Origin of the sequence: Methylobacterium sp. 10 (assembly GCF_000519085.1) — a bacterium.
Classification (GTDB): domain Bacteria; phylum Pseudomonadota; class Alphaproteobacteria; order Rhizobiales; family Beijerinckiaceae; genus Methylobacterium.
In genome coordinates this window covers 7,501-22,520 of record NZ_KI912577.1, presented here as the reverse complement: position 1 = coordinate 22,520, position 15,020 = coordinate 7,501, and the positions used below count along the sequence as shown (strand labels likewise).

The window sequence follows — 15,020 nt, the reverse complement described above, 5'->3', positions numbered from 1 at the left end:
TTAGATAAGGATGGCAGCGCCATCGCTGTGATTGTCCCGACCCTTTCCCTCATCTCTACGGCATTCACACATGTCGCGGGCAGCGCGGGTCCCTCTCCTTCCACGCGAGGGAGCATGTCGCGCCTCATGTCGAACCCTTTTGGATAGAGCTAATCGTCTTCGAGCAGATGTGTGAATCCGTTAGCCACAAGGGCGAGAGGGACGCGCTCTGGCGGATAGAGCAGATGGGTGAATGCCGTAGCGATGCGGGTATCGGGCGCGACGTCCGTAGCGAAGACGGGATGAGTGTATCAACCGAACCGGAATGCCGTCTGAACAAGTCATGCCGCGCCGTAGCGGTCGTTCAGGCTGGCGGCGAGGCCGTCGGCGAATTTTGCGGCGGCGACGGGGAGCATCCGCCCGCGCAGCTGGCCGAGGATCAGGGTCATGGGTGAGAGGTCGCGCTCGTCGATGGGCCGGCTGACGAGGCGCTGGTCGTCGGGGATGCCGCTCGGCACCTGCAGGCTCACCACATCCTCGCGCAGGGCGAGGTTGCGCAGGAACTCGAGGGAGCTCGATTCGACGGCGGGACGCACGGGTGTGCCCCGCCGTGCCAGCGCATCGTCGAGATGGTGGCGGATGGCCAGCGACCGGTCGGGCAGGGCGAGGGGATGGGTCAGGCATTCGCGCAGCCGCACCGGCCCCTCCTCCCGCGCCAGGGGATGCGAGGCGCGCATCACGACGCAGAGGGTCTGACGACAGGTGAACAGGGCGTGCAGGTCGGCCGAGGGCGGCGGCTGCAGCACCAGGGCGAGGTCCGATTCGAAGGAGGCCAGCGCCGCCACGGCCTGGGCATGGTCGCGCACCTGGACCGTGAACGACACCTGGGGAAAGCGCGCGCGGTAGGCCCGCACTTCGTCCGGCACCACCTGATTGACGAAGGCCTGGCTGCAGGCGAGCGCCACATGGCCGCGCCGCACACCGGAGAGATCGGCGATCTGAGAACGGACCCGCTCCAGGTCCGAGACCTGATCGCGGATATGGCGCACCAGCAACTCGCCGGCCGCGTTGAGGCGCATGCCTTGGGCAAGCCGCTCGAAGATCGGCGTGCCGAGTTCGTATTCGAGATCCTGAATCTGCCGCGTGAGCGCCGAGGGGGCGATGTTCAAGGCCTCCGCCGCCCGGCGGATCGAGCCGCGCCGGGCCACCTCGGAGACGTAGGTGAGGGTCCGCAGATGCTTCATGGAGCCTGTTTGACCGTATGTCTCAGCGGATGCTCATGCCAATTTTGATCATCCAATCAGATCGCCTCATCCTAAGGTGCCCGCGTCGGCGGGCCTCGAAGGAGGCCTCCAGATGCCGCGGCGATCCCTGGAGGGCTCCTTCGAGGCCGCTACGCGGCACCGCAGGATGAAGTGAAGCCTTGGAGAGACAACCCCAGCAGGCTCCTGGCGGGCAACCTCGATGGCACGGCTCCAACCTATGCTCGGTGTTGCGAATTTCGCAACACCATAGTCAATAAGCAACACTCGTTTGCAACGGCCTACCGACGTACCCTGTCCGGGTTCACATCATGACGGAGCCGGCACAGATGATTCGTCGTCGCACCTTCCTCGCCGGCCTCGGCGCCGGCGCCCTCGTCGGGCCATCGGCCCTGCGGGCCGAGACGCCCACCGTGATCCGGATGGGATCGCTGAAGCTGATCCATTCCATCGCACCCTATTTCTACGCCCAGTTCGCGCCGCCCGGCGTCACCGTGGAGGTGATCCCGTTCGAGAGCCCCACCGAGTGCAAGAACGCGGTGGTGACGAAGTCGGTGGATTTCGGGACGTTCGGCATCGCCGCCGGCACCCTCGGGGCAGCGGCCGGCGAGCCCATCGTCGTCATCGCCTCCACCTGCAATCGCGGCATGGCCATCATCGCCAAGACCGGTTCGGGCATCGAGAAGGTGGCCGACCTCAAGGGCAAGCGCGTGGCGATCTGGCCCGGCTCGACCCAGGAGGTTTTCGCCCTCGAGCGCATGCGCATGGAGGGGGTGAGCGTGAAGGACATCACCCCGGTCCGCATCTCCTTCAGCGAGATGCACATCGCCCTCGCGCGCGGGGACGTCGATGCCTATGTCGGCGCCGAACCCGCCCCCGGCGTCAGTCTCTCCACGGGGGTCGGCACCCTGGTCGAGTATCCCTACGGGACCGAAATGGGTTCCCTGAACATGGTGTTCGGCGCCCATCGCGACACGCTGGCCGAGCGGCCGGAAATGGTGAAGACCATGCTGGAGATCCACCGCAAGGGGTCGGATTTCGCGCAAGGCAACCGCGAGGCCACCGTGGCGATGGCGGTGCAGAAGCTCGGGCAGAAGCGGGAGGCCATCGAGCTCTCCGTGCCCAATGTCGAGTTCAAGTGGAAGCTCGGCGAGACCGAGGTCAAGCAGGCCAAGGCCTATTCCGAGCACATGCTGGCCGCCCGGCAGATCAAACGCCTGCCCGACTTCTCAACTTTCATCGATACCCGCTTCGTCGATGCGATGAGGGATTCGTGAGCGCCCCGGCCGTTTCCGCCCCGGCCGTTTCCGCGCCGGCGGTGTCGGAGGCGGCGCCGCGCCGCACGCTTCCAAATCTCTCGCGCCTGCGCCAGCCCCTCCTCGCGCTCGCCCTGCCCGTGGCGATGGGCATCGCCTGGCATCTGCTCACGGTGGGCAAGCCCTACAGCCTGATCCCGCCGCCCGCCGAAGTCTGGACGGCGATGGTGGATCTCGCCATCGGCGGACCGGAGGGCGACGCCTTCAGCGGCACGCTGCTCACGCATCTCGTCGCCTCGCTCACCCGCGTCTTCGGCGGGTTCGGTCTCGCGGCCCTGGCGGCGGTGCCCCTCGGGCTGCTGATCGGCCGGGTGCCGATCATGCGTCAGCTCCTCGACCCGACACTGCAGATCCTGCGCCCGGTGCCGGTGACCGCCTGGCTGCCCCTGGCGATGATCCTGTTCGGCCTCGGGCCGCGCTCGGCTTATTTCCTCGTCTTCCTCGGCGCGTTCTATCCGATCCTCGTCAACACCATCTTCGGGGTGCGCTCGGTGGAGCCGCGCCTGTTCGAGGCCGCCGCCATGCTCGGCTGCCGGGGTTCGGCCCAGTTCGCCCGCGTGGTCCTGCCGGCAGCCCTGCCGTCGATCTTCACGGGTCTGCGCCTCGGCCTCGGCTTCGCCTGGGTGGTGATCGTCGTCGGCGAGATGACCGGCGTTCCCACCGGCCTCGGCGCGATCATCATGGAGGCACGGCAACTCTCGCGTACCGACATCGTCATCTGCGGAATGATCGTCATCGGCGTCGCCGGCTTCGTCTGCGACCGGGCCGTGATGCTGGTCGGCCAGCGCCTTCTTGCCTGGAGCCCCTCCCATGGCTGAGCCCACCGTGCCGATCCTCGACATTCGCGGCGTCTCGAAATCCTTCGCCGTCCAGGGCCGCACGGTTCAGGCCCTGAGCGGCGCCAACCTCACCGTGGCCAAGGGCGAGTTCATCTGCCTGCTCGGCGCTTCGGGCTGCGGCAAGTCCACCTTGCTGCGCATCGTCGCCGGGTTCGAATCCGCCACAGCCGGCGAGGCGCTGATGTGGGGCAAGCCCATCGAAGGCCCCGGCCCGAGCCGGGGCATGGTGTTCCAGGATTACGGCCTGTTCCCCTGGCTCACCGTGCGGGACAATATCGGCTTCGGCCCGAAATCGCGCGGCCGGCCGGCGGCGGAAATCCGCGACACGGTGGAGCGCTACCTCGCCCTCGTCGGGCTGCAGCGTTTCGCCGACGCCCATCCCCACCAGCTCTCCGGCGGCATGAAGCAGCGGGTCGCCATCGCGCGGGTGCTGGCCAACGACGCCGAAATCGTCCTCATGGACGAGCCGTTCGGTGCGCTCGATGCCATGACCCGCGAGCGGCTTCAGGACGAGCTCCTCGACCTGTGGAGCCGCACCGGGCTCACCGTGCTGTTCGTGACCCATGCCATCGAGGAGGCGATCTTCCTCGCCGACCGGGTCGTGGTCATGTCCCCGAGCCCCGGCCGGATCGATGCGATCCACGGCATCGACTTGGCCCGCCGCCGGGACGTGTCGAGCCCGGCCTTCAACGATGTGCGGCGAATGCTGTCGGCGCAGCTCCACAGCCACCACGCCCCCGTGGCCGCATGATCGGGGCGGCGTCGCGATCCGGCGACTGGCGCCGGATGGACCGCGAGACCCTGAGCCGCGCCTACGACAATACCGGCGCCGTCGCCGACAGTGCCGCGCGGCTGTCCGGCTGGCGGGCCCGGAGCGCCGCGTTTCGCGCGCTCCACCCCCATGACCTCGACCTCCCCTATGGGCCGGCCGAGCGGAACCGGATCGACCTGTTCCGGAGTGGCGCCGAGGATGCGCCGCTCCTCGTCTTCATCCATGGCGGCTACTGGATCCGGAATACCCGCCAGGATTTCGCCTGCATGGCGGAAGGACCGTTGCATCACGGTCTCGATGTGGGTTTGGTGGGATATACCCTGGCGCCCGATGCAAGCCTCACCGAGATCGCCGCCGAGATACGGGCGGCGCTGCTCGTCCTGCGCGGCCGGGAGGAGGGGAGGGGGCGCCGTCGTCTCGTCGTCTCGGGCTGGTCGGCCGGGGGGCATCTCGCCGCCCTCGCCATGGCGTGGCCCGAGGTGGATGCCGGCCTCGCCATCAGCGGCGTGTTCGATCTGGAGCCGATCCGGCATACCGAGCTCAATGACCGGCTGCACCTGACGCACGGTGAAATCAAGGCCCTCTCGCCGATCCGGCAGGTGCCGCGTTCCGACAAGCCCCTCGCCATCGTGTGCGGATCGAACGAATTGCCCGAATTACGGCGGCATTCCGCTGATTACGACGACGCGTGGCGGTCCGCCGGGAACACCTCGACCGTCGCCGAACTGCCCGGCCACGACCATTTCTCGATCCTCGACGAACTGATCCGGCCCGACGGCGCACTGACCGCATTCGCCGTGGAACTCGCCGGGAAGGGCGCCTAGCCCTCGCCGCGCAGGCACGCTTCCTGTGCCTCGGCCGCCCGCCGCGCGCTCCTTGCGTGGCGGCCGGTGACCGCCTTCCCGCCCATCGCCGCGTACTTCGCGGCGAGCAGGTCCGGGTCGCCCCAGCGCGCCAGCAGCGCCTGAAACGCCTCGTGCCGGTCGCGCCGGAAGGGAATGCTCCCGCCGGCAATGTCCCTGCACGGGTGCGGTGGATGAATCGCGCCGCAGGGCACCCAGCCGGACGGGATCGGAGCCGTCGCGGGGTGGGTCCGGCCAAGACGCAGGATCTGCGGCAGGAGATGGGTCCTCGGGCCGAAAGGAGCCGATTCCGCCTCGATGCGGAGGGGCGAAAACACCTCGATCCGCCCGATCCGGGTGACGAAGACGCGATGCGGGCCGGCGGCGATGAGCTGCGCCGCGATGGGATCGCCGGGTCCGAACATTCCCCGCCCGGCGACGCTCCTGAGCAGCGCGATCGTCGGACCATCGTTCGTCCGGATGCAGGCATCCACCGCGAGCAGGTTCAGGCCGAGATCGAACAGGATACCGTCGCGATCCTCGGGTCTGGCGGCCTGCCGATCGGGTCCCAGTTCGGTGATGACGGAGCGTCGGTTCATGGCGCAGGCGTCACCGGGCAGGCACAGGGCGACGGCGTGACTCCAGCCGAAAGCGAAGCCGGTTTCGTAAGCCACGGGACGACAGACGGCTGCGGGATCGAGGGCGATGGCTCCCCGCGCCGTGGCCAGGCCCATACGCGTGTCCCGCAAGGGTATCGCCTCTTCCTCCGCATCCCGGAGGAAGCTCGCGAGCGCACCGAAACTGCCGAAACTCCAGGTCGTGGAGGCATCGTCGAGCGCGTTCGCCAGAAGATCCGCGACGGCATTCGTCGCACCCGCGTCCGGTGTTGGAATCCGCGAAGGTCGCGCGGCGGCATCATGCTCCATCGCCGCAGCTTAACGAGGCAGACCGGCCCGCGCGATCCGCGATTCCGGGCGGCACTGATTTTGCTCGACTGAACTTGCCCGAAGCACGGGCAACCTTGCTTTCAATCGTCGTCCCGACCGGGCAATCTCGCCGCAGGCTCGCCCCTGGATTCCCACGATGGACCTGAACTCGATCGGCGCCGTCACCATGCCGCGGAATCGCTCCGACCTCTCCGGATGGCGGGACGGCGATGCCTGGCTGGCCGGGGGGACATGGCTGTTCTCGGAGCCTCAGCCGCGCCTGCGCCGCCTCGTCGATCTCTCGAGCCTCGGCTGGAAGCCCCATGAGGCGAGCGAACGGGGCCTTTCGCTCGCCGCGACCTGCACCATCGCCGAACTGTTCCGGCTCGACCTGCCCGCATCCTGGAGCGCCGCGCCGCTCTTCGCGCAATGCTGCCGGGCGCTGCTCGGATCGTTCAAGATCTGGAACATGGCCACCGTGGGAGGCAACATCTGCCTCGCCCTGCCGGCCGCGCCGATGATCGCGCTCGCCACCGCCCTGGAGGGAACCTGCCTGGTCTGGACGCCGGATGGGGCCGAGCGTGAGGTCGCCATCACCGATCTCGTCCTTGCCTCGCAATGCACGTCGCTGGCACCCGGCGAAATTCTGCGGCGGATCGATCTTCCCCTGGCTGCGCTCAAGCGCCGGACCGCCTTCCGCCAGGTTTCCTTGAGCCCCAATGGACGCTCCGGCGCCCTGCTGATCGGTACCCTGGACCCGAGCGGCGCCTTCGCGCTCACAATCACGGCCTCCACCCGCCGCCCGCTGCGCCAAGTGTTCCCGACGCTCCCCGATGCGGCGGTCCTCGCTGACTCCATCACCGAGGCGGTTCCGGCCACGCTGTATCACGACGACGTTCACGGCACGCCGGATTGGCGCAGGCATATGACCTTCACCCTCGCCGAAGAGATCCGGCGCGAGTTCGAGAACGAGAGCCGCGCATGATCCTGCACGTCAACGGACACGAGCAGGATGCGTCCCCGCTTCCGGGCCAATGCCTGCGCACGATGCTGCGCGAGCTCGGCTGGTTCGGGGTGAAGAAGGGCTGCGATGCCGGGGATTGCGGCGCCTGCACGGTACATCTCGACGGGGAGCCGGTGCATAGCTGCCTGCTGCCCGCCTTCCGGTCCGAGGGGCGCAGCGTCACCACCATCGAAGGCCTTGGCGGCCCCTGTCGGCCGGGGGAGGGGGGAGCGCAGCCGCTCCATCCCATGCAGGCGGCCTTTCTCGGCGCCCAGGGTTACCAGTGCGGCTTCTGCACCCCCGGCATGATCATGACCGCATCGGCCCTGGACCAGGGGCAGATCGGCGATCTCGCCACCGCACTGAAGGGTAATCTGTGTCGCTGTACCGGCTACGGCGCCATCGCCGACGCCGTGGCGGGCGTGGCGCGCGTGGAACGACCGGAGGATGCGCGCGACGACCCGTGCGGGCGCAGCATCCCGGCCCTCGCCGGGCCTCGGATCGTCTCGGGCAGCGCAGCCTTCACCTTCGATCTGGCCGTACCCGACCTGCTTCATCTCAAGGTCTTGCGCTCGCCTCATGCCCATGCCCGCATCCTACGGATCGACCGGGCGGATGCCCTGGCCGTGCCGGGTGTGGTGGCGGTCTTCACTCACGACGATGTTCCCGCCGGGCGGTTCTCCACCGGGCGGCACGAGAATCCCCTCGACGACGCCCCGGATACGCGGGTGCTCGATTCGATCCTCCGCTTCGTCGGTCAGCGGGTGGCGGCGGTGGTGGCAACGAGTGAAGCCGCGGCCGAGGCCGGCTGCGCGGCGCTGACCGTGGATTACGAGATCCGCGACGCGGTGTTCGATCCGGACGAGGCCCTGCGGGCGGGCTCGCCTCTCGTCCATGACGGCGCCGACCAACCCGGCGACGATGCGCCGCCGCGCCTCTCCCATCCCAACCTCGCCGCCGAGGTGCATGGCGAGGTCGGCGACGTGGCGGCGGGTTTCGCCGAGGCGGATCTCATCCATGAGGCGGCCTACGATTCCCAGCGGGTCCAGCACGCCCATCTCGAGACCCATGGGGCCGTCGGCTGGCGCGACGAAGACGGACGCCTCGTCATCCGCTCCAGCACTCAGACACCGTTCCTCACCCGTGACGCGCTGGCGAACCTGTTCGGCCTGGAGCGGGATGCCGTGCGCGTGCTCTGCGGCCGCGTCGGGGGCGGCTTCGGCGGCAAGCAGGAGATGCTCACCGAGGATCTGGTGGCACTGGCCGTTCTCGCCACCGATCGCCCGGTGAAGTGGGAAATGACCCGCCAGGAGCAATTCACCGCCACCACCACCCGCCACCCGATGCGGGTGAGGGTGAAGATCGGCGCCCGCCAGGATGGCACGCTGACGGCGATCGCACTGCATGTGGTCTCCAACACCGGCGCCTACGGCAACCATGCCGGCGGCGTCATCCATCACGGCTGCAACGAGGTGATCGGCGTCTATCGCTGTCCCAACAAACGAGTCGACGGCTACGCGGTCTACACGCACACCCTGCCGAGCGGCGCCTTCCGGGGCTACGGTCTGAGCCAGACCATCTTCGCGGTGGAATCGGCCATGGACGAACTCGCGCGCGGCCTTGGGCTGGATCCGTTCGAGATGCGCCGCCGCAACGTCGTGCGCCCGGGCGACCCGATGGTGTCGAACAGCCTCGAACCCCACGACGTGGAATACGGAAGCTACGGACTCGACCAGTGCCTGGATCTCGTCGCATCCGCCATGGATGAACTCATGCCCGCCGAGACGCCTTCCGCCGACTGGCTCGTTGGCGAGGGGATGGCGATGGCGATGATCGACACGATCCCGCCGCGCGGGCATTTCTCCGAGGCGCGGATCGCGCTTCAGGCGGACGGGCGCTACCATCTCGATGTCGGCACCGCCGAGTTCGGCAACGGGACGACCACCGTCCTCGCGCAGATCGCGGCCTCGGCGCTCAGTACGAGTCCCGACCGCATCGCCCTGCGCCATGGCGACACCGACGGTGTCGGCCACGATACCGGGGCCTATGGATCCACCGGCATCGTGGTGGCGGGGCAGGCGACTCTGAAAGCCGCCCTCTCCCTGGCACAGGCCCTTCGCGAAGCCGCTGCCGAAAGGGGAGGGGGGGCGCCCTCTGAATGCCGCCCGCACCAAGACGGCGTCTCGACCTCCTCCGGCGAGATCGGGTTCGCGGAGATACTCTCGGGGGGAGCCATTGAGCGCGCAGGGAAGGCCGATGGCTCACCGCGTTCCGTCGCCTTCAACGTCCAGGGGTTCCGGGTCGCTGTCCATCGGTCGAGCGGGGAAGTTCGCATCCTCGACAGCGTGCACGCCGCTGATGCCGGCCGCGTTCTCAACCCGATGCAGTGCCGCGGCCAGATCGAGGGCGGTGTAGCGCAGGCGATCGGTGCGGCCCTGTACGAGGCAATTCGGGTCGACGACCGGGGCCGCGTCATTACGCAGACTTTCCGCAACTATCACATCCCCGCCTTCGCGGACGTGCCGCGCACCCATGTCCTGTTCGCGGACACCTACGATGGCATCGGTCCGCTCGGCGCAAAATCGATGAGCGAAAGCCCGTTCAATCCCGTTGCCCCGGCGCTGGCCAATGCCATCCGCGACGCGACGGGCGCACGGCTCACCTCGACCCCGTTTGCACCGGACCGTATCTATCTCGCAGTGATGGAGGCGGTGGGGCAGTGCGACGGGCCGGTGTGATCTCGGCCCGTCGCACTGAATTGCGCGCCGGTGACTACAGGACGGCCTCGATCAGCCCGAGGCTCTTGGCTTCCTCGGCCTCGATGTACCAATTGTACGGGGCTTTCTCGATGACCTCGTCCAGGGTGACCTGCGAGCCGGTGACGAGGTTGGCGAAGCCCTCGTTCTGAATCTCGATGGAGGTCTCGATCTCGTGCAACGTCGCCTTGAGGGTGGCGATGCATGTGGTGAGGGGACCGTGGATCTCCAGGGTCTTCGCCATCTTGCGCTCGTGGATCATCAGACGCGTGCCGCGCGTGAGATAGCGGTTGGGGCGCGCGAAGAAACTCATAAGCGTCGTGCCAGCCGAGTAGATCGCCGCCTTGCCGAGGAAGACGAAACGGCGATGCGGCGTGACCTCGCTGGCAAAGCGAATGTCTTCGCCCATCATCCGTGCGACTTCCGGGTCGCCGCCGAGGGTCGTGAGTTCGACCACCACGAGGTCCAGCCCGGAGGCGGCGTCCAGTTGGCGCCGGAAAGCCTTGTACATGTCGTAATCGACCGGTCCTGACAGCAGGATGGCGGGACCCTTGAAGTCCGGGGCGGAAAGCAGCGTGTTGTCCATCATTGATCCTTTGCCGGAAGGCACGTCGGGACGCATCCCCGCATGCCTCGTGCCGGATCGAGAAGCCTCACGCGCGCATGTGGTTGCCGGGGGTGAAGAAAAATCCGCCTGGCGGCATCCGGAAGCCGGAGGGCCGCCGATCTGGACTTTTCGGCCTACTGCATCTATATCGAAACTGCGTTTGATGACCGGTTCGTAATAACGTTTCAGGACCCGGAGGGCAGTACTCCGGCGCCTCCACCATAAGCGCATCGTGATGCGTTTCTGATGGGGGCGAAATAGGATCGACTGGGCGGTAAAGGGATCGCGAGAGCGTCGGTAAGGACTCGACCGGTTTGGCGCAGGCAAACCCTGTTCCAAGTATTTGGCCAAAACTCTAAATGCCAACGATAACGTTGTCATGGATGCCCGCCTCGCGGCGTAAGCATCTTGCGGTAGGGTAACCGTCGAAACAGAACCCGGGGCTTCGGCTCCGGGACCCACCTTTCTGATTGTCATTGATGTAGTTTAGTCAGCCGCGGCAATGCCGGTTTCGGCTGCTTTGTCGCGTTTCGCTCTCCTCGGCCTTGGCTGCGAGCCCGTCTCGCCCGGTTCGGCCGCATTTTACCCGTCCCTCTCGCTGCTCAATGACGACCGCACCTTGCGTGTGCACACGCACATGCGGATCTTGGAACTCTTCCAAGGCGTTGCAGCACGGTCTGCCTGCGCTACTTCGCACCAACAGGGAAAGTTCTGCGCCGTCGAGCGTTTGTCGGTGGCTGGTCGAAGCCTTGCGAGAATTTCCGCGACACGACCCAACGGAATCACATGTCTTATGGATCAGGTTCGGAGAACGCCATGTATGGCTCTGAAGACCTCGAACTCAACCGGCGCCATCTGATGGCGGGCGCTTCTGCCTGTGCCGTCGCTACGGCCTGCCCCTCCACGGCCTGGGCAGCCGCTGAGAACAAGTCCGATCCGGTCATGTCGAAAGTATCGTTCACGGTGAACGGGATGGCGCATGAGGTGGACATCGATACGCGCACCACGCTCCTCGATGCCGTGCGCGAGCATTTGCACCTCACCGGTGCCAAGAAAGGCTGCGACCACGGACAATGCGGGGCTTGCACGATGATCGTCGATGGCAGGCGCATCAATTCCTGTCTGACCCTGGCGGTCATGCACCATGGCGATGCCATCACCACCATCGAAGGTTTGGGCAAGCCCGGCGACCTGCATCCGATGCAGGCGGCCTTCGTCAAGCATGATGGCTATCAATGCGGTTTCTGTACGCCGGGACAGATCTGCTCCGGTGTGGCGGTTCTGGACGAAATCAAGGCTGGCATCCCGAGCCACGTCACCGTCGATCTCACAGCGAATGCTGTGATCACAACGGACGAGATCCGCGAGCGCATGAGCGGCAACATCTGCCGCTGTGGCGCTTATTCCAACATCATCGACGCCATGACCGAAGTCGCGGGGAGGCAGGCATGAAGTCCTTCACTTACGAGCGCGCCACGTCGCCAGCGGAGGCCGCTGCATCTGTCATGCGCGTGCCCGGTGCGAAGTTCATCGCCGGCGGCACCAATCTCCTCGACCTCATGAAGCTGCAGGTGGAAACGCCGACCCATCTCGTTGACGTCAACGGCTTGGATCTCGATACGATCGAGCCGACGGAGGACGGCGGTCTGCGGATCGGCGCCCTGGTGCGCAACACCGATCTCGCCGCCGACCTGCGGGTGCGGCGCGGTTACGGCGTGCTGAGCCGGGCACTTCTGTCCGGGGCATCCGGCCAGTTGCGCAACAAGGCAACGACGGCGGGCAACCTGCTCCAGCGCACCCGTTGCCCGTATTTCTACGACACGGCTCAGCCCTGCAACAAACGCCAGCCCGGGAGTGGCTGCTCGGCCATCGGTGGCATCAGCCGCCAACTCTCGGTGGTGGGGGCCAGCGAGGCCTGCATCGCCACGCATCCCGGCGACATGGCTGTGGCCATGCGGGTGCTCGACGCGAACGTCGAGACTGTGAACGACAAGGGTGACACGCGGAGGATCCCCATCGCCGAGTTCCATCGCCTGCCAGGAGGCACGCCGCAGATCGAAACAAGCCTGCAGCCCGGCGAACTCATCACGGCGGTGACGCTGCCAAAGCCGGTGGCGGGCATGCATGTCTACCGCAAGGTCCGGGACCGGGCGTCATATGCTTTCGCCCTGATTTCCATCGCGGGGATTGTCCAGCGAGACGGGACCGGACGCATTGCTGTCGGCGGCGTCGCCCCGAAACCATGGCGTGACGAGGCCGCCGAGGCGGAGCTGCCGAAGGGCGCCAAGATCGCGACGGAGCGCCTGTTCGCGGGAGCGAAGCCGACGCATGACAACGCGTACAAGCTCAAGCTCACCGAGCGCGCGCTCGGCGCCGTCCTGTCCGAAGCAAGGGCCTGAACCATGAAGTTCGACACTCCCGCGGGCCGCAACCCCATTGATCAACTGAAAGTGGTGGGCAGGGCCACCGACCGGATCGACGGTCCCTTCAAGACTACTGGCACCGCGAACTACGCCTATGACTGGCACGATCCACAATCGAAGGCAGTCTATGGTTTCGTTGTCGGCGCGACCATCGCCAAGGGCCGGATCGAGGCGATGGCCCTTGATGAGGCCAGGGCCGCGCGCGGCGTGCTCGCCATCGTCACGGCGGATAATGCTGGCCCCCTCGACAAGGGAAAGCTGAATGCTGCCAAGCTTCTCGGCGGCCCCGAGGTCGAGCATTATCACCAAGCGATCGCTTTGGTCGTGGCGGAAACATTCGAGCAGGCACGCTCCGCGGCGGCCCTTATCCGTGTCGATTACGCTGAAACCAAAGGCGAGTTCGACTTGGCGGCGGTAAAGGATACGGGCAAGCCCGAGAAGCTGGCGGGTGCCCCGTCCGATACCTTCATCGGCGATTTCTCCGGGGCTTTCGCTTCGGCTCCGGTTCAGCTCGACGCCACCTACACCACGCCCGATCAGGCCCATGCGATGATGGAGCCGCATGCGTCCATCGCGTCCTGGGATGGCGACGCCCTGACAGTCTGGACTTCCAACCAGATGATCGCCTGGGGCACGCGGGATCTCGCCCTGACCCTCGGCATCCCGAAGGAGAAGGTCCGCCTCGTCTCGCCCTTCGTCGGCGGCGGGTTTGGCGGAAAGCTGTTCCTGCGGGCGGAAGCGGTATTGGCCGCCCTCGGCGCTCGCGCCACAAAGCGGCCGGTGAAGGTAGCGCTGACGCGTCCGCTCAGCTTCAACAACACCGTGCATAGGCCCGCCACGATCCAGCGTATCCGCCTCGGCGCGACGCCGGACGGCACGATCACGGCCATCGGCCATGAGAGCTGGTCGGGCAACCTGCCCGGTGGCAAGCCGGAGGCGGCGGTGCAGCAGACCCGCCTGCTCTATGCCGGCGCGAACCGCATGACCCAGACCCGGCTCGCCATGCTCGACCTGCCGGAAGGCAATTCCATGCGCGCGCCCGGTGAGGCGCCGGGCCTGATGGTCCTCGAAATCGCCATGGACGAGATGGCAGAGAAGCTCGGCCTCGATCCGGTGGAGTTCCGTATTCGCAATGACACCCAGGTCGATCCAGAGAAGCCGGAGCGCCGGTTTTCTCAACGCAGCCTGATCGAATGCCTACGCAAAGGTGCGGCGCGCTTCGGATGGGACAAGCGGATCGTGAAGCCTGGTCAGGTTCGCGACGGCCGATGGCTCGTTGGAATGGGTGTCGCCGCGGCGTTCCGCAACAACATGAACGTAAAATCGGGGGCGCGTGTCCGCCTCGACGGCCAGGGCGTGGTGACGGTCGAGACCGACATGACCGATATCGGCACCGGCAGCTACACCATCATCGGCCAGACCGCCGCCGAGATGATGGGACTGAGCCTCGACAGGGTCGTGGTGCGGCTCGGCGATTCCGCCTATCCCGTCTCCTCGGGATCTGGTGGCCAGTTTGGTGCGAATTCATCGACGTCAGGGGTCTACGCGGCCTGCATCAAGCTCCGTGAGGCGGTGGCGCGAGCCCTCGGCTTCAATTCGGAAGATGCCGTGTTCGAAGATGGACGCGTCCGCTCGGGCAACCGGTCTGTGCCGCTCGCCGAGGCGGGGAAGGCTGGCGACATCGTTGCAGAGGACACGATCGAGTTCGGCGGCGACTTTTCGAAAACGTACCAACAATCGACCTTCGGAGCGCATTTCGTCGAAGTAGGCGTCGATGTGAGCACGGCCGAGATCAGGGTGAGGCGGATGCTGGCGGTCTGCGCGGCCGGACGCATCCTCAACCCAAAATCCGCTCGCAGCCAGGTCATCGGAGGCATGACCATGGGTGTCGGTGCCGCGCTGATGGAGGAGTTGGCCGTCGACACGCGGCGCGGCTTCTTCGTCAATCACGATCTCGCCGGATACGAAGTCCCGGTCCATGCCGACATTCCGCATCAGGACGTTGTCTTCCTCGACGAGACCGATCCGATCTCCTCGCCGATGAAGGCCAAGGGCGTGGGCGAACTCGGCATCTGCGGTGTTAGCGCGGCGGTGGCGAACGCGGTCTACAACGCTACCGGTATTCGGGTGCGCGATTACCCGCTTACCCTCGACAAGCTCCTGGACCGGATGCCCGACGCGGCCTGAGACGGCTGACCTCTACCGAGGGCGCGCATCGTTCGCGCCCTCGGCGGTGGTCGCGGTGACGAACGTGGCTCTACCGACTAGGAAATCGTCCGCCGCAATGGAGGCGAC

Annotated in this window: 12 protein-coding genes and 1 other RNA gene; 10 read left to right on the top strand and 3 right to left on the bottom strand. The window is 66.7% G+C overall.

All coding sequences use genetic code 11. The features are described from left to right. Positions 1-320: 320 nt before the first annotated feature. Positions 321-1,223, bottom strand: a complete 903-nt coding sequence (locus K368_RS0100120; RefSeq protein WP_027170610.1) for a LysR family transcriptional regulator — start codon at positions 1,221-1,223, stop codon at positions 321-323. 347 nt (positions 1,224-1,570) lie between these two features. On the opposite strand from K368_RS0100120, the gene K368_RS0100115 reads away from it, so the two are divergent. Genes K368_RS0100115 through K368_RS0100100 form a run of 4 tightly spaced genes read left to right on the top strand, consistent with a single transcriptional unit; the run spans position 1,571 to position 4,992 of the window. After that, complete coding sequence (locus K368_RS0100115) at positions 1,571-2,518, top strand: NrtA/SsuA/CpmA family ABC transporter substrate-binding protein (protein WP_027170609.1); 948 nt, start codon at positions 1,571-1,573, stop codon at positions 2,516-2,518. Further along, the gene (locus tag K368_RS0100110; protein ID WP_027170608.1) at positions 2,515-3,375 is read left to right on the top strand and encodes an ABC transporter permease; all 861 of its coding nucleotides are present in this window, start codon (positions 2,515-2,517) and stop codon (positions 3,373-3,375) included. The genes K368_RS0100115 and K368_RS0100110 overlap by 4 nt, the downstream gene beginning before the upstream one ends. Continuing rightward, the gene (locus tag K368_RS0100105; protein WP_027170607.1) at positions 3,368-4,147 is read left to right on the top strand and encodes an ABC transporter ATP-binding protein; all 780 of its coding nucleotides are present in this window, start codon (positions 3,368-3,370) and stop codon (positions 4,145-4,147) included. Before K368_RS0100110 ends, K368_RS0100105 begins: the two co-directional genes overlap by 8 nt. Further along, complete coding sequence (locus K368_RS0100100; RefSeq protein WP_036265814.1) at positions 4,144-4,992, top strand: alpha/beta hydrolase; 849 nt, start codon at positions 4,144-4,146, stop codon at positions 4,990-4,992. Before K368_RS0100105 ends, K368_RS0100100 begins: the two co-directional genes overlap by 4 nt. Here K368_RS0100100 and K368_RS0100095 read toward each other — a convergent pair. Beyond that, positions 4,989-5,936 carry a hypothetical protein gene (locus tag K368_RS0100095; protein ID WP_051439699.1) on the bottom strand — a complete coding sequence of 316 codons (948 nt, stop codon included), beginning with the start codon at positions 5,934-5,936 and terminating at the stop codon, positions 4,989-4,991. The two genes, K368_RS0100100 and K368_RS0100095, sit on opposite strands and share 4 nt — an antisense overlap. Positions 5,937-6,093: 157 nt before the next feature. Between K368_RS0100095 and K368_RS0100090 the strand changes: the two genes are divergently transcribed. Beyond that, positions 6,094-6,921 carry an FAD binding domain-containing protein gene (locus tag K368_RS0100090; protein WP_027170604.1) on the top strand — a complete coding sequence of 276 codons (828 nt, stop codon included), beginning with the start codon at positions 6,094-6,096 and terminating at the stop codon, positions 6,919-6,921. Then, entirely contained in the window at positions 6,918-9,677 is a 2,760-nt protein-coding gene (locus tag K368_RS0100085) for a molybdopterin-dependent oxidoreductase (protein ID WP_027170603.1), read from the top strand. The genes K368_RS0100090 and K368_RS0100085 overlap by 4 nt, the downstream gene beginning before the upstream one ends. Positions 9,678-9,711: 34 nt before the next feature. On the opposite strand, the gene K368_RS0100080 is transcribed toward K368_RS0100085, so the two are convergent. Further along, entirely contained in the window at positions 9,712-10,281 is a 570-nt protein-coding gene (locus K368_RS0100080; protein WP_027170602.1) for a peptidase S14, read from the bottom strand. Positions 10,282-10,419: 138 nt separating this feature from the next. On the opposite strand from K368_RS0100080, the gene ssrA reads away from it, so the two are divergent. The 4 genes from ssrA to paoC all read left to right on the top strand — a co-directional run bounded on the left by ssrA (position 10,420) and on the right by paoC (position 14,912). Then, positions 10,420-10,747: a transfer-messenger RNA gene (gene ssrA / locus K368_RS25730) on the top strand. A 371-nt stretch (positions 10,748-11,118) separates the two neighbouring features. Beyond that, positions 11,119-11,754, top strand: a complete 636-nt coding sequence (gene paoA / locus K368_RS0100075) for an aldehyde dehydrogenase iron-sulfur subunit PaoA (protein WP_027170601.1) — start codon at positions 11,119-11,121, stop codon at positions 11,752-11,754. Beyond that, entirely contained in the window at positions 11,751-12,701 is a 951-nt protein-coding gene (locus K368_RS0100070; protein ID WP_027170600.1) for a xanthine dehydrogenase family protein subunit M, read from the top strand. Before paoA ends, K368_RS0100070 begins: the two co-directional genes overlap by 4 nt. A gap of 3 nt (positions 12,702-12,704) precedes the next feature. Next, a complete protein-coding gene (paoC, locus tag K368_RS0100065) occupies positions 12,705-14,912 on the top strand; it encodes an aldehyde oxidoreductase molybdenum-binding subunit PaoC (RefSeq protein WP_027170599.1) in 2,208 nt (735 codons plus the stop codon). Positions 14,913-15,020: the final 108 nt, after the last annotated feature.